Here is an 18,934-nt window from a genome sequence, read left to right on the forward strand (position 1 = left end):
ACCGGGATCCGGTCGCGGTCGTTGAGCGAGCGAGGAACGAGCGAGACGAAACGCCCCGAACGCGCTGTCATCGGAGGAACGCGGCGGCGACGCCGGAGTCGACCGGGATGTGCAGGCCCGTCGTGCGGCTGAGCTCGGGGCCGGTCAGCACGAATACCGCGTCGGCGACGTTCTCGGGCACGACCTCGCGCTTGAGGATGGTGCGGTTCGCGTAGTACTGGCCGAGGTCCTCTTCCTTGACGCCGTAGGTGGCGGCGCGGTTCGCGCCCCAGCCGGCGGCGAAGATGCCCGAGCCGCGCACGACGCCGTCGGGGTTGATGCCGTTGACGCGCACGCCGTGCTCGCCGAGCTCGACCGCGAGCAGGCGCACCTGATGCGCCTGGTCGGCCTTGGTCGCCGAGTACGCGATGTTGTTCGGGCCGGCGAAGACGGAATTCTTCGACGAGATGTAGATCACGTCGCCGCCGAGCTTCTGCTCGATGAGGATCTTCGCAGCGGCCTTCGAGACGAGGAACGAGCCCTTGGCCATCACGTCGTGCTGCAGGTCCCAGTCCTTCTCGGTGGTCTCCAGCAGCGGCTTCGACAGCGACAGTCCGGCGTTGTTGACGACGAGGTCGACCCCGCCGAATGCGAGCACGGCCGCGTCGAAGGCGGCCTGGATCGCGTCGGCGTCGGCGACGTTCGCGGCGACGCCGATGGCGACATCCGTGTTGCCGAGCTCGGCCGCAGCGGCCTGCGCCTTCTCGAGGTCGAGGTCGGCGATCACGACGCACGCGCCCTCGGCGGCGAGGCGGGTTGCGATGGCCTTGCCGATGCCGGATGCCGCGCCCGTGACGAGCGCGATGCGGCCCTGGTGCGTCTTGGGCTTCGGCATGCGCTGCAGCTTCGCCTCTTCGAGCGCCCAGTACTCGATGCGGAACTTCTCGGCGTCGGAGATGGGGGAGTAGGTCGACAGCGCCTCGGCGCCGCGCATCACGTTGATGGCGTTGACGTAGAACTCGCCGGCGACCCGGGCGGTCTGCTTGTTCGCGCCGTACGAGAACATGCCGACACCCGGGATCAGCACGATCAGCGGGTCGGCGCCGCGGATCGCGGGGCTCTCGGCGGTCGCGTGCGCGTCGTAGTACGCCTGGTAGTCGGCGCGGTACGCCTCGTGCAGCTCTGCGAGGCGCGCGATGGAGTCCTCGACCGACGCGTCGGACGGCAGGTCGAGGATGAGCGGCTTGACCTTGGTGCGCAGGAAGTGGTCGGGGCAGCTGGTGCCGAGCGCGGCGAGGGTGGGCGCCTTCTCGGACGCGAGGAAGTCCAGGACCTCGGGCGCGTCGGTGAAGTGGCCCACCATCGGCTTGTCGGTCGACGCGAGGCCTCGGATCGTGGGCGCGAGCGCGGCGGCCTTGGCCCGGCGCTCGGTCTCGGGCAGCGCCTCGAAGCCCGCGCGGACGCCGCCGAAGGGGTCGGCCTTGCCGTGCTCGGCGATGTAGGCGGCGGCGGTCTCGATGATCCAGAGCGAGTTCTGCTCGGCCTCGTCGGAGGTGTCGCCCCACGCCGTGATGCCGTGGCCGCCGAGGATGCAGCCGATCGCCTGCGGGTTCTTCGCCTTGATGTCGGCGATGTCCAGGCCCAGCTGGAAGCCGGGGCGGCGCCACGGCACCCACACCACCTTCTCGCCGAAGACCTTCGCGGTGAGCTCCTCGCCGTCGGCGGCGGTCGCGATCGCGATGCCTGAATCGGGGTGCAGGTGATCGACGTGCGCGGCATCGACGAGGCCGTGCATCGCGGTGTCGATCGACGGCGCGGCGCCGCCCTTGCCGTGCAGGCAGTAGTCGAACGCGGCGACCATCTCGTCCTCGCGGTCGACGCCGGGGTAGACGTTCACGAGCGCGCGCATGCGGTCCAGGCGCAGCACCGCGAGCCCCGACTCCTTCAGGGTGCCGAGGTCTCCGCCCGAGCCCTTGACCCACAGCAGCTCGACGGGCTCGCCCGTGACCGGGTCGGTCTCGGTGCCCTTCGCCGACGTGTTGCCGCCGGCGTAGTTCGTGTTCTTCGGGTCGGCGCCGAGGCGATTGGACCGGGTGATGAGGTCGGAGACGGCCGGGTTGGTCATGTCGGGATTCCTTCTGAGGTGGCTGGTGTGGCTCAGGCGAGTGAGGCCGGAGCGGAGGTGGGTGCGGCGGGGCGGGCGCCGGTGAGGGACAGGGAGGCGAGGCGGGTCGCGAAGCGGCCGAGGGTGACGGATGCCGCGGGCTCCTGCGGCCGGTTGAGATGCCCGTGATCGGTGCCCGGCTCGGTGACGACCTCGATCGGGCGCCCGGCGGCGCGCAGCGACGCGGCGAACGCCTCACCCGAGACGCGGAGCTCGTCGACGTCGCCGTTGATCATGAGCGTGGGCGGGAACTCCACGAGGTCGTCGGGGCGGGCGTTCCCGGGAATCGCCGCGAGCGGCGCGTCGTCGATCGGACCGCCCAGGAAGTTCTCGTACATCGCCCGGATCATCTCCGGGCGGAACCGGTCGGCCGCGGGCTGCGCATCCAGCGCGGCACGGAGCGCGACATCCGGCGCCGGCTGCACCGCCAGCAGCGTGGGGTAGGCGAGCAGAACGAGCGCGGGACGCGGCATCGACCGCTGCTCGACGAGCCGGAGCGTCGCCCCGGCGGCGAGGTTGCCGCCGGCGCTGGTTCCGCCGATCGCCAGCCGCTCGCGGTCGATGCGCAGGCGGTCGGCATTGTCGACGACCCACGCCCACGCCGTGAGCATGTCGTCGGATGCCGCGGGGTAGTGGTCTCCGCCACCGGACCGGCCGGCGGCATCCCACCCCTCCGGAACGGGCGCGAGGCGGTAGTCGACCGAGACGACCGTCGTGCCGCGGGCCGCGAGCTGCCCGGCGACCCAGTCGGACTCGGGCATGTCGAGGTCGCCGAACGCGAACGCACCTCCGTGCGCCCACACCAGGCCGGTGCCGTGGGGCTCGCGCGCGGGGTAGACGCGCACGAGGCCGTCGGCGGCGGAGTAGGGCTCGCTCATCTGGATCCTTCGGGTCCGGGCCCGGCATCGGTGCCGGGATCGAGGTGGTGCACCGGGGGAGCGGGGATCGGCATCCCGCACCCCCGGTGGGTCTTGGTCCGCGTCAGCGGCCGCGGGTTTGGGGCGTAGCCCCAATGGGTGCTGAGGACGTCAGGCGCCCCAGCCGGCCTGCGTGCCACCGACGCGGTCCGCAGCGATCTGCTGCTGGTAGCCGGATGCCGCGTACGCGGCCATCGGGTCGGCCGCGAGTCCGCGCGACTCGCGCCACTCGGCGAGGGCGGGCCGGACGTCGGTGTAGAAGGCGTCCATGAACACGGCGTTGGCACCGAGCACGTCGTTCGCCTGCTGCGCCGCGGCGAGGGCGTCGCGGTCGACGAGGAGGGCGCGGGCGGTCATCTCCTGCACGTTCAGCACCGAGCGGATCTGGCCGGGGATCTTGTCCTCGACGTTGTGGCACTGGTCGAGCATGAACGCCACGTCCGGGTTGTTGAGCCCACCGCCGCGCACCACCTCGAAGATGATGCGGAACAGCTGGAACGGATCGGCGGCGCCCACGATGAGGTCGTCGTCGGCGTAGAAGCGCGAGTTGAAGTCGAACGAGCCGAGCTTCCCGAGGCGCAGCAGCTGCATGACGATGAACTCGATGTTGGTGCCCGGCGCATGGTGGCCGGTGTCGAGGCAGACCATCGCCTTGTCGCCGAGCGAGGCGACCTGCGCGTAGGACGTGCCCCAGTCCGGAACGTCGGTGTGGTAGAACGCCGGCTCGAAGAACTTGTACTCGAGCACGAGCCGCTGCTCGTCCGACAGGCGGTCGTAGATCTTCTGCAGCGAGTCCTGCAGGCGGTCCTGACGCGCACGGATGTCGGCCTGCCCCGGGTAGTTCGACCCCTCGGCGAGCCAGATCTTCAGGTCGCGCGAGCCGGTGGCATCCATGATGTCGATGCACTCGAGGTGGTGGTCGATCGCCTTGCTGCGGATGCGGTCGTCGTGGTGCGTGAGCGCCCCGAACTTGTAGTCCTCGTCCTGGAAGGTGTTGGAGTTGATGGTGCCCAGGCTCACACCGAGGTCTTCGGCGTGGCGGCGCAGGTCGGCGTAGTCGTCGACCTTGTCCCACGGGATGTGCAGGGCGACGCTCGGGGCGAGCTTCGTATAGGCGTTGACCTGCGCGGCGTCGGCGATCTTCTCGTACGGGTCGCGCGGCGTGCCGGCGGTCGTGAAGACGCGGAAGCGCGTGCCGGAGTTGCCGAACGCCCAGCTGGGAAGCTCGATGCCCTGGCCTTCGAGCGCGGACAGGATGTCGGGTGACAGCGTCGTCATGATGCGGTGCCTTCTTCGTGGGTGGGGTCGGTAGGGGAGGAGTGCTCGGTCGTCGCGCCTCGAGCGGCGGCGAGCTGGTCGTGCAGGTTGAAGACCTCGGTCAGCGGCGTCGCCGCCTGGTCAGGGCGTCCGTCGAGACCGACGAAGAAACGGCCCATCTCGGCTTCCCAGCGGGCGGCGACCTCGGAGTTCGCGAGATAGGCCTGTGCGGCCGCGTCGTCGTCGGTCTCGTAGTACCCGATCAGCTGCCCGCCCTCGCCGAGGAAGAGCGAGTAGTTGCGGCGGCCGGCGGCGGCGATCTCGGCGAGCATCTCGGGCCACACCGGAGTGTGCCGGGCGATGTACTCGTCGAGCAGCTCAGAACGTATCCGCAGCTGGAAGCAGACACGCGTCGTCGCAGTGGTGCTTGTCATGCGCGGGGCGCTCCTCTGCCGATGTCGAAAGTGCGGGGATGACTCATCGCGTGGATGAATCGTTTCAACGATAAACGCTCAATACCGATTCCGCAAATGGGAAAACGCTTCCCGTCGCATGGTACGCGCCGGCCGCCCGGGTGTCGATAGCGTGGGAGCCGATTCGACGCGAAGGAGCACGGATGCTGCAGCAGGAACGGGCGCTCGCCGCCTACGTGGACTCGGTGAAGGGCGAACAGGGCGCGCTCGGCGTCGTGCTCGTCGGCTCCGTCGCGCAGGGGAGGGAGCGGGCAGACTCCGACGTCGACGTGTACCTCGTCGTCGACGACGACCGCTTCGCCGCTGAGACCGCGCGTGGCCGCTTCGCCTGGGTCGATCGCCGGGACCTCGACTATGCCGGCTCGTACATCGACATCAAGCTCGCGAGTCCGTCGTACCTCGCCACCGCCGTCGAGAAGGCGGACGACCCGACCCGCGCGTCGTTCGTCGGTGCGCGCATCGCGTGGAGCGTCCTGCCGGGCCTCGACGAGACGGTGGCCCGGATCGCGACGCTGCCCGACGACGTGTGGGAGGAGCGCGTGAGGTCCCACGTCGCGCAGGCGCGCCTGTACGGCGGCTACTTCCTTCGTCAGGCGGTCGAGCGCGGCGACGGATTCCTCCGCCGCCACGCCGGACTGCACCTCGCCCTGGCCGCCGCGCGGGCGACCCTCGCCGCGAACCACGTCATGCTTCCCGGCCCGAAGTACATCTCCCAGCTCGTGCGCTCGGTGCCCACCCCCGAAGGTTTCGTCGACAGCTGGAGTCAGGTGGTCGACGACCCCGACATCGAGTCGGGCCGCGAGCTGCTGCGCATCCTCGACGAGTGGCTGGGCGACGGTCTCACCCCCGACGAGGCGCTGTCGACGTTCATCCGCGACAACGAGCTCGCCTGGCTCCGCGGGACCGTCCCCGCGGAGTTCTGGTGAACGCACGGCGCATCACCCCTTGACCGCTCCGCTGGTCAGCCCCGCGACGATCTGCCGGTTGAAGAAGATGTACATGATCAGCGGCGGGATCGTGATGAGCAGGATGTCCATGAACAGCAGGTTCCACTGACTGAGGTTCTGGCTCTGGAAGTTGTAGAGCGTGAGCTGCACCGTCGCGTTGGCATCTCCGGGCAGGAAGTACAACGGGCCGGTGAAGTCGTTGAACACGCGCACCGCCTGAACGACGATGATCGTGATCATCACCGGGCGAAGCAGCGGCATCACGACCGAGAAGAACAGCCGCATGGGTCCGGCTCCGTCGATGATCGCCGCTTCGTCGAGCTCGCGCGGGATCGTCGAGACGAACGCGCGGAAGAGCAGGATGCAGAACGAGAGGCCGAAGGCCGCCTCGATGAGGATCATGCCCGGCATCGTCTTGAAGAGACCGAGACCCTGCAGCACCCAGATCGTCGGCACCACCGCCGGCGGGACGATGAGCCCGGCGAAGACGAGGAAGTAGACGATGGCGTTCCAGCGGGACTTCCGCCGCTGCAGCACATAGCCGACCGCGGCCGAGAAGACCACCATGATCGCGACGCTCACGACCGTCAGCACCGTGCTGTTGAAGAATGCGCGCAGGATGATGTAGTCCCGCGTCTGGAGCACCGCCAGGAAGTTCTCCCACAGGTACCAGCCCTGCTGAGGCAGCGTGAACTCGAAGAGCGAGGCCTCCTGCGGGTTCTTCGCGGCGGTGAGGAAGATGAACGCGAACGGGACGATGAAGACGATGATCGACAGGACGATCGCGATGACGCCCACGACGTACTTGCGCAGGAACCTCCGGAGCGTGAGCGGTCGACGATCCTCGCGTGCGGCGCGGCGGACCGCGCGGGCGTCCGCGGTCGTGATGGTGCGCGTGACGGTCATGATTCCACCTGCCGACGGTTGATGAAGTAGAAGATCGGCACGACGATGGCCGTGACGATGACGAAGAGCACCACGTTGCCCGCCGTCGACAGGCCGTAGAAGCCCGCCTGGTACTGCTTGTAGATCACCGACGCGATCACGTCGCTCGAGAACCCGGGGCCGCCTCGGGTCATCGCCCAGATCAGCTCGAACGATCTCAGGCCGCCGATGAGCGAGAGCAGCACGACGGTGCCCGTCGCCGGCGTGACGAGCGGCAGCGTGATGTTGCGGAAGACCTTCCACGCCCCGGCGCCGTCGACGCGGGCGGCCTCGAAGTACTCCTGGGGGATGGCGACGATGCCGGCGATGTAGATGAGCGTTGCGATGCCGACGCCCTGCCAGACGTCGACGAGTGAGACGGAGTACAGCGCGAGCGAGGGGTCGGTGAGCCACGCGGGGCCCTGGATGCCGATCGCGGCGAGCGACTTGTTGATGAGCCCGTCGAACGGATCCATCAGCACCTTGAACGTGATGCCGACGCCGATCGTCGACACGAGCACGGGGAAGAAGATCGTGGCGCGGAGGTACCCGCGACCGAGGATCGAGCCCGTCAGCAGCAGGGCGAGGGCGAGGCCGAGGACGACCTTCAGGCCGGAGGTGATGAAGCCGTAGATGAAGGTGTTGATCAGGCTCTGATAGAGCATCGGCTCCGTGAAGAAGGTCACGAAGTTCTGGAAGCCGATGAACTCGACGTCGAAGAGGGACCAGCGCGTGAGGCTGAAGTAGAACGACGCGAACGTCGGGACGGCGAAGAGGACGATGAAGAGGATCCCCGCCGGGATATAGAACCAGAGCGGGTACATGCTCCTCATCGAGCGCCGCGTGTGCGGCGGAGGCGCGGCGGTGTCTTTCCGCGCGGGGACTAGCGTCGTCATGTCATCTCCATTGATGTGAAAGGGGGGCCGCGCCGCGGACGACGCGACCCCCGAATCGGATGCTGTTCAGACTCGCGTCCGGGTCACCAGCCTTCGAGTCCGAGCTGCTGAGCCTGCTTGACGACATCCTCGTCGTAGAGGGCGGCGCCGGCCTCAGCCGTGCTGATGCCCGAGCCGACCTGCACCGTGATGTTCTCGAGGTTCGGTCCCTTGATCGGGGAGAGGAACTCGAGAGCCGGGTTGGTGTTGCCCTCGTCGAAGTACACCTGCATGTCCTTGAGGAGGCCCGGCACGTCGTCGGGCAGGACGCACGCGTTCGCGTAAGGACCGCTGGGCACCATCGCGGTGTTCTGGACCTCGCAACCGGCTTCGGTCTGCGTGAATGCGACGAACTTCTTCGCGGCCTCGAGCTTGTCGCCCTCGGTCGTCTTCGGGATGTAGATCGCGTTCGGGAGCCAGACGGTCAGCTTCGTGTCGGCCGCGTCCTGTGCGGGCAGCGGGAAGACGCCGACGTCTTCGAGCTCGTCGGGGTTGTTCTGTGCGATGGTCGAGACGATGCCGGTCAGGATCGGGTAGTGCGCTCCCTCGCCGGTCGCGATCATGCGGGCGCCATCATCGAACAGCGCGGAGCCGAAGTCCTCGTTCCACCAGCCGGCGTCGAAGCCCGCCTGCTGGTTGGCGAAGCCTTCCAGCGCCGGCTCGTCGACGTACTTGCGGTTGCCTGCCGTGTACTCCTCGGCCCAGTCGGGGTCCGCCGCCAGCACGTTGCCGAAGTCGCCGAGCACGAACAGCTGGCTCGTCCACGTGTCGCCGTAGGTCTGGATGACCGGGGTGATGCCGGCGGCCTTGATCGCTTCGTTGTTCGCGGCGAACTCGTCCCATGTGGTCGGGATCTCGAGGCCGAGCTCGGCGTAGATCGCCTTGTTGTAGACGACGGCGCCGGCCTGGGTCGCGCCCCAGGGCGCCCCGTACACGCCGTTGTCGGTCGAGACCACGGCGGTCATGGTGTCGATGAGGTCGCCTGGCCAGTCCTGGTCGTCGAGCGGGACGAGGTTCTGGTCGGGGTTGAGGGCCTGGAAGAGCGAGCCCGAGTTGTAGTGGAAGACGTCCTCCATCTCGCCGGTGGCCAGCTTGGTCTTCATCAGGTTGTCGCCCTCGGTGCCCGCGGGCTGCGTCTCGAGTTTGACCGAGATGTCGGGGTTCTCCTCTTCGAACGCCTCGATGAGCGCTTCCGCCGCAGTGACGTTGGCTTCGGCGTTCTGGGTGAGATACGTGATCTCGACCGTCCCGTCGTCGGATCCGCCGTCACCACTGCACGCGGCCAGCGGCAGGGCCAGTGCGACGATGCCCGCGCCTGCGAGGAGCACTTTCCTGGTCGGGGAGCTCTTCATCTTTACCTCCTTGTAAAGCTGAGCGGATGGTCCGCCCACGTTGCCGGATTCCCTGGTGCTTCGCCGAGTGGATCTCGATGCCTCGAGCATTGAAACCATTCAACCCTCGTAAGGTACGTCCGTTCCGCGGCGGGGTCAACAGTGGATTCCGAACTGGAGCGTCACGATCGTGTAACGGTCTACACTTCGATTGACAAGAACCATGAATCGTTTCACGATGGTGGAGCGGGTCGGCGATGCGGCCGACCGACGAAAGGACACAGCCATGGCGGCTCTTCCCTCTCCCTCGGCAGCGGATGCCGCGACGCGCGTCGTCGCACTCCGCACGCAGCACGGCCCCGGCCTCCTCGGTGTGCCCCGTGCAAGCCTGCGTGTGAGCTGGCGCGCCGAGACCGACGACGCCGGTGCCCGGATCGAGGGCTACCAGCTCGCGGAGGGTCCCGAGGGTGCCGAGCTCGTCCCATCGGAGCCGGTCGCATCCACCCGCACCGCGGGCGTCGCGATCCCCGGAGCGCTCGCGCCGCGCGAGCGCCGCGCCTTCGCGGTGCGGGTCGCGACGACGACCGGCTGGACCGCGTGGAGCGAACCGCTCGTGGTCGAGGCCGGCGTCGAGGGCGCCGACCTCGAGGCGGCCGTCATCGGCACCGACACGACCGCCGAAGGACCCGTCCCGCTGATGCGGACCGAGTTCGCCCTCGATCGCGTGCCCGCGTCGGCGCGCCTGCGCCTCAGCGCCCTCGGCCTCGTCGACGCGTGGATCAACGGCGTGCGCGCCACCGATGCGCTGCTCACACCGGGCTGGACCTCGTACCAGGAGCGCATCCTCGTCGACACGATCGACGTCACCCCGCTGCTGCGTGAGGGGACGAACGTCGTCGTGCTCGCGGTCGCCGACGGCTGGTACCGCGGCAGCTTCGGCTTCGCTCGGCGCCAGGCCATCTACGGCGACCGCACCGGCGCCCTCGCGCAGCTCGAGGCCGACGGTGAGATCGTGGCGAAGACGGATGCCACGTGGCGGGCCGGCTTCGGAGCCGTGCGCAGCGCCGGCATCTACGACGGCACCGTGACCGACCTGCGCCTCGACGACCCCGCCGTTCACGAGCCCGGGTTCGCCGCGGACGGCTGGTGCGCGGCATCCGTCATCGACATCGACCCGGCACGGTTCGAGCCGCGGTCCGCACCGCCCGTGCGTGTCGTCGCCGAGCTGCCCATGCAAGCCTCCGCGCACGACGGACGCACGCGCCTCGACGGCGGGCAGAACGTGTCGGGCTGGGTGCGGCTGACCGTCCGCGGCCACGCCGGCGATGTCGTGACCGTGCGCCACGCGGAGGTGCTCGAGCCTTCGGGCGACCTGCACGTGAAGGCCCTGCGGTCGGCGAAGGCCACCGACGTCTACACCCTGGACCGCGACGGCGAGCACACGCTCGAGCCGGCGTTCACCTTCCACGGCTTCCGCTACGCCGACGTCGAGGGCGCCGAGGTCGTCTCGGCGACCGCCGTCGCCATCTCGAGCGACCTCGCTCCCCGCAGCACGTTCTCCTCATCGCACGAGGCGCTCGACCGCTTCCACTCGAACGTCTTCTGGTCGCAGCGCGACAACTTCGTCTCGGTTCCGACCGACTGCCCGCAGCGCGACGAGCGCCTCGGCTGGACCGGTGACGCCCAGGCGTTCGCCGCGACGGCGAACACGCTCATGGACGCCGAGGCGTTCTGGATGTCGTGGCTGCGCGACCTCGAGATCGACCAGACCGACTCCGGCGGCGTGCCGGCGGTCGTGCCCGACATCATCCGTCCGCAGGACATGCTGATGGGCGGCGTGCCGACCGAGAACATGGGCCGTGCGGGATGGGCGGATGCCGCGACCATCGTGCCGCTCGCGGTGTACGAGTCATACGGATCGACGGAGGTGCTCGCGCGACAGCGGAGCAGCATGCGGCGCTGGGTGGAGCACCTCCGCCGCCGCGCCGGCGACGGCGTCGTGCTGCCGACCGGCGACTTCCAGTTCGGCGACTGGCTCGACCCCGATGCGCCCGGCGACCGGCCGTGGGAGGCGAAGGTCTCGAGCGACTTCGTGTCGAACGCGTTCTACGCGCACTCGGCTCGTCTCCTCGCCCGCGCGGAGCGGATCCTCGGAGACGCGGACAGTGCCGCGGAGTACGACGCGCTCGCCGACCGCGTCGCCGCCACCACCTTCGAGCGCTGGGGTGAAGAGGCGGTCCTCACGCAGAGCGGTGCCGCGATCGCCCTCGAATTCGGACTCGCGCCGACCGCACGCCGGGCCGAGATCGCCGACGGCCTCGCCGAGAACGTCCGCCGTGAGAACGGCCGCATCGCCACGGGCTTCCTCGGCACCCCGCTCGTGCTCTTCGCGCTGTCGCGCAGCGGCCACCTCGACGAGGCGTACCTCATGCTGCTGCGGCGCGAGGCGCCGTCGTGGCTGTACCAGGTCGACCGCGGCGCGACGACGGTGTGGGAGCGGTGGGATGCGATCCTCCCGGACGGCAGCATCCACTCCGGCGCAATGGACGCACTCCCCACCGAGGACGCCTCCGAGGACGAGACCGGCATGCTGTCGTTCAACCACTACGCGTACGGCGCGATGATCGACTGGGTCTACCGCACCGTGGCAGGACTCGCTCCGGATGCCGACGACCCCGGGTATCGCACCGTGCACGTCGCTCCGCGGCCAGCGGTGGGGCTGTCGCACGCGTCGGCGTCGATCGACACCCCGCAGGGTCGCCTGGCGATCGACTGGCGCGTCGACGGCGGGGTGTTCGAAGCCACGCTCGAGGTGCCGTTCGGCACGCGGGCCCTGCTCGATCTCCCCGTCACGGCGCAATCGACCGCCACTGTCGGCGAGGCCCCGGCGCCCGCCGAGCTCCGCCACGGCACGCACCGCATCGTCGTCACCGCACCCGCGGTCGCGGCATCCGGCGCCGTCGTACCGGCCTGATCCCGGCATCCGTCAGCGCACCCAGACAAACCCCACCACACCGACCATCCCCCAGAGGAGTGCCATGAGCAGCCCCGTTCCGCACATCGTCATCGACGCACCGCACGGCAGCGACGTCGTCGCGTCGCCCGCCCCCGAGCTCGGCTGGCGCACCGAGACCACGACGCCGGACTGGCTGCAGGCGGTCGCCGGCATCGAGATCACACGTGACGGCGACCTGTCGACCCACCGCATCGACGGGCGAGCGTCCACGCGCATCGCCTGGCCCTTCACTCCGCTGACGCCGCGCGAGCAGGTGTCGCTGCGCGTGCGCGTGACCGGCGAAGACGGCGTGGAAGGTGCGTGGAGCGCGCCCCGCCGCGTCGTCGCGGGCTTCCTCGGCGATGACGAGTGGCAGGCCGCGACCATCGGACTCGCCTCGCCGTCCGAGACGGCGCAGCCCGCGTACCTCCGCACCGAGTTCGAGGCGATCGGTGCGGTCACCCGCGCCACGCTCTACGCGACCGCCGTCGGCGTGTACCAGGTGGCGATCGGCGGCATCGACGTCGACGACCAGGTGATGAAGCCGGGCTGGACGCCGTACGAGCAGCGGACGATCCACGAGACGACCGACGTCACCGCCCTCATCGCGGAGGGGCGCAACGCGATCGGCGTGCGGCTGGCCGGAGCCTGGGCGACCGAGCGCTTCGGGTTCCGCGACAGTGCGCGGCCGCTCTACGGCGACCAGCCGAGGTTCGCCGCGCAGCTGCTCGTCGAGTACGCCGACGGATCGAGCGAGTGGGTGGTGACGGATGCCTCGTGGCAGGCGTCGACCGGCCCCATCACCGCCAGCGGGCTCTACGCGGGCGAGGACTACGACGCCCGCTCGGCGCTCGTCGACGGCGATGGCCGCGGCTTCGCCGAGGCGGGTTTCGCCGCCGAGGGCTGGGAGGCGGCCGCCGAACAGGAGCCGATCCACACGCCCGAAGCGCGGGTATCGCCGTTCGTGCGACGCATCGAAGAGCTGAGCGTCCAGCAGGTCATCACGACGCCGGCCGGCCGGACGGTCCTCGACTTCGGACAGAACTTGGTCGGCCGGCTGCGGCTGCGGGTGTCGGGTCCCGCGGGCACCGAGCTCACGCTGCGTCACGCCGAGGTGCTCGAGCACGGCGAGCTCGGCACGCGACCGCTGCGCGCCGCCGCTGCGACCGACCACTACATCCTGTCGGGCGAGGGCCTCGAGGAGTGGGAGCCCGAGTTCACGTTCCACGGCTTCCGCTACGCGGAGGTCGAGGGCTGGCCGGGCGAGTTCGACCCGGCGGACGTCACCGCGGTCGTGATCCACAGCGACATGGAGCGCACCGGCTGGTTCGAGGCATCCGATCCCCTCGTCAACCAGCTGCACGAGAACATCGTGTGGGGTCTGCGCGGCAACTTCCTGTATCTGCCGACCGACTGCCCGCAGCGCGACGAGCGGCTGGGCTGGACGGGTGACATCCAGGTGTTCGCGCCGACGGCGTCGTTCCTGTACGACGTGCGCGGGTTCCTCGACTCGTGGCTGCGGGACCTCGCGATCGAGCAGGTCGACGGTGTCGTGCCCTTCGTCGTGCCGAACGCGCTCGGCGTCGCGCGTCCCGCCGCCGCGTGGGGAGATGCCGCCACCGTCGTGCCGTGGGTGCTCCACGAGCGCTACGCCGACGTCGCGACCGTCGAGCGCCAGTACTCGAGCATGAAGGGATGGGCGGACGTGCTCATCGACCTCGCCGGCCCGCGCCGCCTGTGGGAGGGCATGTTCCAGTTCGGCGACTGGCTCGACCCCGACGCGCCGCCGCACCTTCCGGCCAACGCCAAGACGGATGGCGACATCGTGGCGTCGGCGTACCTCTTCCGGTCGGCCGACGCCGTGGCGCGCGCCGCGGCGCTCCTCGGCAGAGATGACGAAGCGCGACAGTATGCGGAGATCGCCGAGGAGGTGCGCACCGCGTTCCTGGCCGAGTACGTGACCCCCGCGGGACGCATGATGTCGGACGCGCAGACCGCCTACGCGATGGCGATCGTGTTCGACATCGCGCCCGCCGACCAGCAGGAGACGCTCGGCGCCCGGCTCGCCGAGCTCACGCGGCTGTCGGGGTACCGCATCGGCACGGGGTTCGTCGGCACGCCGATCATCCAGGACGCCCTCACCCGCACCGGTCACCTCGAGACGGCACGGCGCCTGCTCACACAGACCGAGAACCCGTCATGGCTGTACCCGGTGACGATGGGCGCGACCACCATCTGGGAGCGCTGGGACTCCATGCTCCCGGACGGCTCGATCAACCCGGGCGAGATGACGTCGTTCAACCACTACGCGCTGGGCGCGATCGGCGACTGGCTGCACCGCGTCGTAGCCGGTCTCGCCCCCGACGCGCCCGGGTACGCCCGCCTGCGCATCCAGCCGCACCCGCTCGCGGAGTTCGATCACGCGTGGGCCGAGCACCTCACCCCGTACGGCACCGCGCGCGCCGGCTGGACCCGCGCCGACGGTGTCGTCCGCGTCGAGGCGGTCGTCCCGCCCAACACGACGGCGGTCGTCGTGCTGCCCGACGGGCGCGAGCTCGAGGTCGGCTCGGGCACCCACCAGTGGGAGATGGAGGATGCCGCGCCGCCGGCCGCCGCGTCACGCATCGATCTCGACTCGACCCTGGCCGCCGTCATCGACGACCTCGACGCCTACCGTGCGATCGGGGAGGTGCTCGAGGCGGCGAACCCCGAGTCGGCTCACGCGTTCCGCACGAACACCAAGTGGTCGGAGCGCCGTGAGCTCGGCGAGGCGCTGTTCATGCACGCGGGTCCCGACACGCAGCGCGAGATCGCCGAGCGCCTCGCCGAGCTGTCGGCGAAACGCGAGGGGGCGAGGGTCGATGCCTGAGTGCGGACCGGGGAGGCGGGCGACCGCTTCCCCGCCCACGGGGGCCTCGCCCCACACCCCTGGGCGCTGCCGCGCGCCCGTGCCCTACACTCGCGGAGAGCAGAAGGTCGTTCGGGGAGTGCCATGGTGGTGAGTGTGCGGGATGTCGCGGCTGCGGCGTCCGTCTCCGTCGGCACCGTCTCGAACGTGCTCAACCGCCCCGAGAAGGTGTCGCCGGCGACCGTCGAACGCGTCACGCAGGCGATCGAGGAACTCGGCTTCGTGCGCAACGACGCGGCCCGTCAGCTGCGCGCCGGACGCAGCCGCAGCGTCGCGCTCATCGTCCTCGACGCGGGCAACCCGTTCTTCGCCGAGGTGGCCCGCGGCGCCGAGGATCGCGCCGCCGAGTCGGGCATGAGCGTGCTGCTCGGCAACAGCGACGAGCGGTCGGACCGCGAAGACGCCTACCTCGAGCTCTTCCGCGAGCAGCGGGTGAACGGCGTGCTGGTCACGCCCGTCGACCGCGATCTCGAACGGCTCGCGCGCCTGCAGCGCGGCGGCGTGCCGGTGGTGCTGGTCGACCACGAGGACACCGAGCGGGCGTTCGGATCGGTCTCGGTCGACGACGTCGAGGGCGGCTATCTGGCCGTGTCGCACCTGCTCTCGACCGGTCGCCGGCGCATCGCGTACATCGGCGGCCCGCGTTCGCTCCGGCAGGTCGCCGACCGGCTCGAAGGCGCCCGCCGGGCGGTCGCCGAGGTGCCGGGTGCGACGCTCGAGGTCATCGAGATGTCGGCGCTGTCGGTGCTGCAGGGACGCGAGGCAGGCGAGCTGCTGCGAGGACGCGCTGCGGCCGACCGGCCCGACGCCGTGTTCGCGGCGAACGATCTGCTCGCGGTCGGTGCGCTGCAGGCGTTCACGCTCATGGGCGACCTGCAGGTGCCGCGCGACATCGCGCTCATCGGTTACGACGACATCGACTTCGCCTCGGCGACCGTCGTGCCGCTCAGTTCGATCCGACAGCCCGCGCACCTCATCGGCTACACGGCGGTCGACCTGCTGCTGAAGGACATCGAGGATCCGGAGGGCGCCCACGACCGCACCGTGCGCTTCCAGCCCGAGCTCGTGGTCCGCGAGTCCACCGCCGGCTGAGCGGGCCCGCGCCGGCGAGTCCGTCCCGCCGGTCGCTGAGCGAGCATCGGCCCGTCCGTCTTATCCGGTCGCTGAGCGAGCGCCGGCGAGACGAAGCGTCAGCCCGCGCCGGCTACGGGCGCGTCGCCTCCTCCAGCAGCTCGAGCACGTGGCGGTAGTCGGCGCCGGTCGCGCGTGTCATGCCCAGCTCGCATGTGCGGTTGCACGACGCGTGCGCATCGGCGTCGAGCGCTCGCACCTCGGCCGCCTCGGGCGCCGTGGCCGACGCTGTCAGCTCGGGATGCAGCATCCCGCGGTCGCCGGCGAAGCCGCAGCACGACCACGCGTCCGGCACGACGACCTCGGCCGCGACGACGCCGGCGACCCGGCGCAGCGACGGGTCGAGTCCGAGCTGGGTCGACGAGCACGTGGGGTGCAGGGCGAGCGTGCCGACGCGCGGCGTCACGGTGCCCAGGCGAGGGAGGATCACGCGCTCGGCGAACGCCACGGCGTCTTCGACGCGGGCGTCCACGCCGGCGTCGGCGAGCAGGTGGAGGAAGCCCTCGGTGCAGCTCGAGGCGTCCGTCACGATCGTCAGCTCGCCGCCGCGTGACGCCTCGGCGATCGACGCGGCCACTCGCCGGGCCATGACCTCTCGTCCGCCCGCGTATCCCTTCGACGTCCACGGCGTGCTGCAGCACAGGGAGTCGACGTGCTCCGGCACCGCGAGCCGCACGCCCGCGCGCTCCGCCAGGCGGCGGAAGGCCTCGGTCACGCCGATGCCGTCGCCTGCCGCGCCGAACATCGTGTTGACGCAGGCCGGCAGGTACACGGCGACGGGTGCGCCATGGCCCGAGCCGACGCTGTCGCCGAGGCGCGAGCGCGAGCGGCCGCCGCCGGGCAGGTCGCCGGAGTACCGCGGCACGGTGTCGGCGCCCAGCACGGCGCGGCCGAGGTCCGTCGCAGCGGTGACGATCCTGGCGGGGAGGTGGTCGGCGAGCGTCAGCCCGGCGCTCGCGACGCGTGTGGCGGTGCCCCAGGCGGGTGCGGCGCCCTTCCAGGCGGCGCTCGCCGCGGGGGCGGCATCCTCTCGTCGCAGTCGCTTGACGAGGCTTCCGGTGTTGATCAGCACCGGGCAGGCCGTCTGGCACATGCCGTCCACCGCGCACGTGTCGATCCCGGCGTAGTCGTAGTCGCGTTCGAGCTCGCCCACGAGTGCGTGATCTCCGGATGCCTCGGCCCGCGCGATCGCGCGGCGCGTGACGATGCGCTGCCGGGGCGTGAGGGTCAGGTCCTTGCTCGGGCAGACGGGCTCGCAGTAGCCGCACTCGACGCAGCGGTCGGCCTCGGGCTCGATCGGGTCGGCGAGCTTGATGTCGCGCAGGTGCGCCTCGGCGTCGTCGCCGATGATCACGCCGGGGTTCAGGATGCCGCTCGGGTCGCAGAGCGCCTTGAGCTCGCGCATGACGTCGTGCAGCTCATCGCCGTACTGGCGGCGCACGTACGGCGCCATGACGCGACCGGTGCCGTGCTCGGCCTTGAGGTTGCCGCCGGCGTCGAGCACGAGGTCGACCATGTCTTCGGTGAACGCCGAGTACCGGGCGAGCTGATCCGGCGACTCGAAGCGGTCCGTCAGCATGAAGTGGATGTTGCCGTCCTTGGCATGCCCGAAGATCACGCTGTCGCGATAGGCGTACCGGTCGAAGAGCGTCTGCAGGCTCGCGCAGGTGGCGGCGAGGCCCCCGACGGGCACCACGACGTCTTCGAGCAGGGCGGTGGTGCCGGTCGGACGCGCACCGGCGACGGAGGCGTAGAGGCCCTTGCGCAGCTTCCACGCGGCGGCGCGCTCGACGGCGTCGGATGAGAAGGCGGCCGCCGCCTCGAGCGGCTGCGCGGCCAGCGCCCGGGAGCCGCGGTCGACGAGGACGGCGAGCTCCTCGTCGTCGTGCGCGTGGTACTCCACCAGCAGGGCGGCCTGCGAGCGCACGGTCAGGCCGGCGATCTCGCGCGGTGCGCCGGCGAGCGACTGGCCGACGCGGAGGGATGTCGCGTCCATGAGCTCGAGCGTGGCCGCGCCGGTCGCGACGAGCTCCGGCAGAGCCTGCGTCGCCGCGTCGAGGTCGGGGAAGACGGTGAGCGCCGTCGCCATCCGGGGCAGGATCGGAACCGTGCGGTAGGTCGCCTCGGCCACGAACGCCAGCGTTCCCTCGCTGCCGACGATGAGGTGTGCGAGCAGCTGGGCCGGCGTCTCGAAGTCGAGGAATGCGTTGACCGCGTACCCCATGGTGTTCTTCATCGCGAACTGGCGCCGGATGATCTCGACCGACGTCGGATTCGACACGACCCGGTCGCGCAGTCGCATGAGCCGCTCCACGAGCTCTGGTTCTGCCGCCCGCAGCGCGGCGTCGGCGTCGGGTGCTCCGGAGTCGACCACGGTGCCCGAGGGGAGCACGAAGACGAGGGACTCGAGCGTGCGATACGTGTTCTCGGTGATGCCGCAGGCCATGCCGCTGGAGTTGTTGCTCACCACGCCGCCGATCGTGCAGGCGATCTCGCTCGCGGGGTCGGGGCCGAGCCGGAAGCCGTGCCGCGCGAGGCGGGCATTGACCTGGCGCACGGTGGCGCCGGGCTGGACGCGGACGCGCTGCCCGCCGCTCTCGACGTCGATGCGGCGGAAGCGCTGGCGCACGTCGACCAGGATCCCGTCCGTCGACGCCTGGCCGGACAGGCTCGTGCCGCCGGAGCGGAACGTCAGCCGTGACCGGCTCTCGGTCGCGGCGCGCATGACGGCGCCGACTTCGGCGGCGTCGGCGGCGACCACCACCGCCTGCGGAGTGAGGAGGAAGTGCGACGCGTCGGAGGCGTAGGCCACGCGATCGATCGCTCGGGTCTTGACGCGGGACGGCTCTGCGACCGTGCGCGAGATGGCTCCGGGAACCGCCGCCTGCGCCAGGGTCGTCGCCGCCGCCGTGGTCGCTTCCGCCGCAGCGGTCGCCGCCGATCGCCTCGATGATGAGCGCGGGATGGTTCTTG

Annotated in this window: 12 protein-coding genes; 4 read left to right on the top strand and 8 right to left on the bottom strand. The window is 70.5% G+C overall.

Annotated elements, in window-relative coordinates; all coding sequences use genetic code 11:
• Positions 1-67 precede the first annotated feature (67 nt).
• The 4 genes from ACI3KX_RS08905 to ACI3KX_RS08920 form a co-directional block, all read right to left on the bottom strand.
• Positions 68-2,104, bottom strand: a complete 2,037-nt coding sequence (locus tag ACI3KX_RS08905; protein ID WP_363355031.1) for a bifunctional aldolase/short-chain dehydrogenase — start codon at positions 2,102-2,104, stop codon at positions 68-70.
• A gap of 32 nt (positions 2,105-2,136) precedes the next feature.
• Positions 2,137-3,021 (bottom strand): alpha/beta hydrolase fold domain-containing protein, encoded by an 885-nt coding sequence (locus ACI3KX_RS08910; RefSeq protein WP_363355029.1) that lies wholly within the window; start codon positions 3,019-3,021, stop codon positions 2,137-2,139.
• A 150-nt stretch (positions 3,022-3,171) separates the two neighbouring features.
• A complete protein-coding gene (gene rhaI / locus ACI3KX_RS08915; RefSeq protein ID WP_404909451.1) occupies positions 3,172-4,338 on the bottom strand; it encodes an L-rhamnose isomerase in 1,167 nt (388 codons plus the stop codon).
• Positions 4,335-4,751: an L-rhamnose mutarotase gene (locus tag ACI3KX_RS08920; RefSeq protein ID WP_363355025.1), complete on the bottom strand. Its 417-nt coding sequence runs from the start codon at positions 4,749-4,751 to the stop codon at positions 4,335-4,337. The genes rhaI and ACI3KX_RS08920 overlap by 4 nt, the downstream gene beginning before the upstream one ends.
• A 182-nt stretch (positions 4,752-4,933) precedes the next feature.
• Between ACI3KX_RS08920 and ACI3KX_RS08925 the strand changes: the two genes are divergently transcribed.
• Positions 4,934-5,716 (top strand): nucleotidyltransferase domain-containing protein, encoded by a 783-nt coding sequence (locus ACI3KX_RS08925; RefSeq protein WP_404909452.1) that lies wholly within the window; start codon positions 4,934-4,936, stop codon positions 5,714-5,716.
• 12 nt (positions 5,717-5,728) lie between these two features.
• Here the strand turns inward: ACI3KX_RS08925 and ACI3KX_RS08930 are convergent, their stop codons facing one another.
• The 3 genes from ACI3KX_RS08930 to ACI3KX_RS08940 form a co-directional block, all read right to left on the bottom strand.
• On the bottom strand, positions 5,729-6,643 hold the full coding sequence (locus tag ACI3KX_RS08930) for a carbohydrate ABC transporter permease (RefSeq protein ID WP_363355021.1): 915 nt from the start codon (positions 6,641-6,643) through the stop codon (positions 5,729-5,731).
• Positions 6,640-7,557 (bottom strand): carbohydrate ABC transporter permease, encoded by a 918-nt coding sequence (locus ACI3KX_RS08935; RefSeq protein WP_404909453.1) that lies wholly within the window; start codon positions 7,555-7,557, stop codon positions 6,640-6,642. The genes ACI3KX_RS08930 and ACI3KX_RS08935 overlap by 4 nt, the downstream gene beginning before the upstream one ends.
• A gap of 83 nt (positions 7,558-7,640) precedes the next feature.
• Positions 7,641-8,948, bottom strand: coding sequence for an extracellular solute-binding protein (locus tag ACI3KX_RS08940; protein WP_363355017.1), 1,308 nt, complete (start codon positions 8,946-8,948; stop codon positions 7,641-7,643).
• A 265-nt stretch (positions 8,949-9,213) separates the two neighbouring features.
• Here ACI3KX_RS08940 and ACI3KX_RS08945 point away from each other — a divergent pair, with 265 nt between their 5' ends.
• From ACI3KX_RS08945 to ACI3KX_RS08955, 3 genes are all read left to right on the top strand, one after another.
• Entirely contained in the window at positions 9,214-11,901 is a 2,688-nt protein-coding gene (locus tag ACI3KX_RS08945) for a family 78 glycoside hydrolase catalytic domain (protein ID WP_404909454.1), read from the top strand.
• Positions 11,902-11,965: 64 nt separating this feature from the next.
• Positions 11,966-14,791 carry a family 78 glycoside hydrolase catalytic domain gene (locus ACI3KX_RS08950; RefSeq protein ID WP_404909455.1) on the top strand — a complete coding sequence of 942 codons (2,826 nt, stop codon included), beginning with the start codon at positions 11,966-11,968 and terminating at the stop codon, positions 14,789-14,791.
• A 123-nt stretch (positions 14,792-14,914) separates the two neighbouring features.
• Positions 14,915-15,922 carry a LacI family DNA-binding transcriptional regulator gene (locus ACI3KX_RS08955; protein WP_404909456.1) on the top strand — a complete coding sequence of 336 codons (1,008 nt, stop codon included), beginning with the start codon at positions 14,915-14,917 and terminating at the stop codon, positions 15,920-15,922.
• A gap of 112 nt (positions 15,923-16,034) precedes the next feature.
• Here the strand turns inward: ACI3KX_RS08955 and ACI3KX_RS08960 are convergent, their stop codons facing one another.
• On the bottom strand, positions 16,035-18,854 hold the full coding sequence (locus tag ACI3KX_RS08960; RefSeq protein ID WP_404909474.1) for an FAD-binding and (Fe-S)-binding domain-containing protein: 2,820 nt from the start codon (positions 18,852-18,854) through the stop codon (positions 16,035-16,037).
• Positions 18,855-18,934: the final 80 nt, after the last annotated feature.

This window comes from Microbacterium sp. ZW CA_36 (genome assembly GCF_044987475.1).
Classification (GTDB): domain Bacteria; phylum Actinomycetota; class Actinomycetes; order Actinomycetales; family Microbacteriaceae; genus Microbacterium.

Coding starts and splice junctions, on each gene's coding strand:
- ACI3KX_RS08905 (WP_363355031.1), bottom strand. CDS start 2,104: ATGACCAACCCGGCCGTCTCCGACCTCATCACCCGGTCCAATCGCCTC.
- ACI3KX_RS08910 (WP_363355029.1), bottom strand. CDS start 3,021: ATGAGCGAGCCCTACTCCGCCGCCGACGGCCTCGTGCGCGTCTACCCC.
- rhaI (WP_404909451.1), bottom strand. CDS start 4,338: ATGACGACGCTGTCACCCGACATCCTGTCCGCGCTCGAAGGCCAGGGC.
- ACI3KX_RS08920 (WP_363355025.1), bottom strand. CDS start 4,751: ATGACAAGCACCACTGCGACGACGCGTGTCTGCTTCCAGCTGCGGATA.
- ACI3KX_RS08925 (WP_404909452.1), top strand. CDS start 4,934: ATGCTGCAGCAGGAACGGGCGCTCGCCGCCTACGTGGACTCGGTGAAG.
- ACI3KX_RS08930 (WP_363355021.1), bottom strand. CDS start 6,643: ATGACCGTCACGCGCACCATCACGACCGCGGACGCCCGCGCGGTCCGC.
- ACI3KX_RS08935 (WP_404909453.1), bottom strand. CDS start 7,557: ATGACGACGCTAGTCCCCGCGCGGAAAGACACCGCCGCGCCTCCGCCG.
- ACI3KX_RS08940 (WP_363355017.1), bottom strand. CDS start 8,948: ATGAAGAGCTCCCCGACCAGGAAAGTGCTCCTCGCAGGCGCGGGCATC.
- ACI3KX_RS08945 (WP_404909454.1), top strand. CDS start 9,214: ATGGCGGCTCTTCCCTCTCCCTCGGCAGCGGATGCCGCGACGCGCGTC.
- ACI3KX_RS08950 (WP_404909455.1), top strand. CDS start 11,966: ATGAGCAGCCCCGTTCCGCACATCGTCATCGACGCACCGCACGGCAGC.
- ACI3KX_RS08955 (WP_404909456.1), top strand. CDS start 14,915: ATGGTGGTGAGTGTGCGGGATGTCGCGGCTGCGGCGTCCGTCTCCGTC.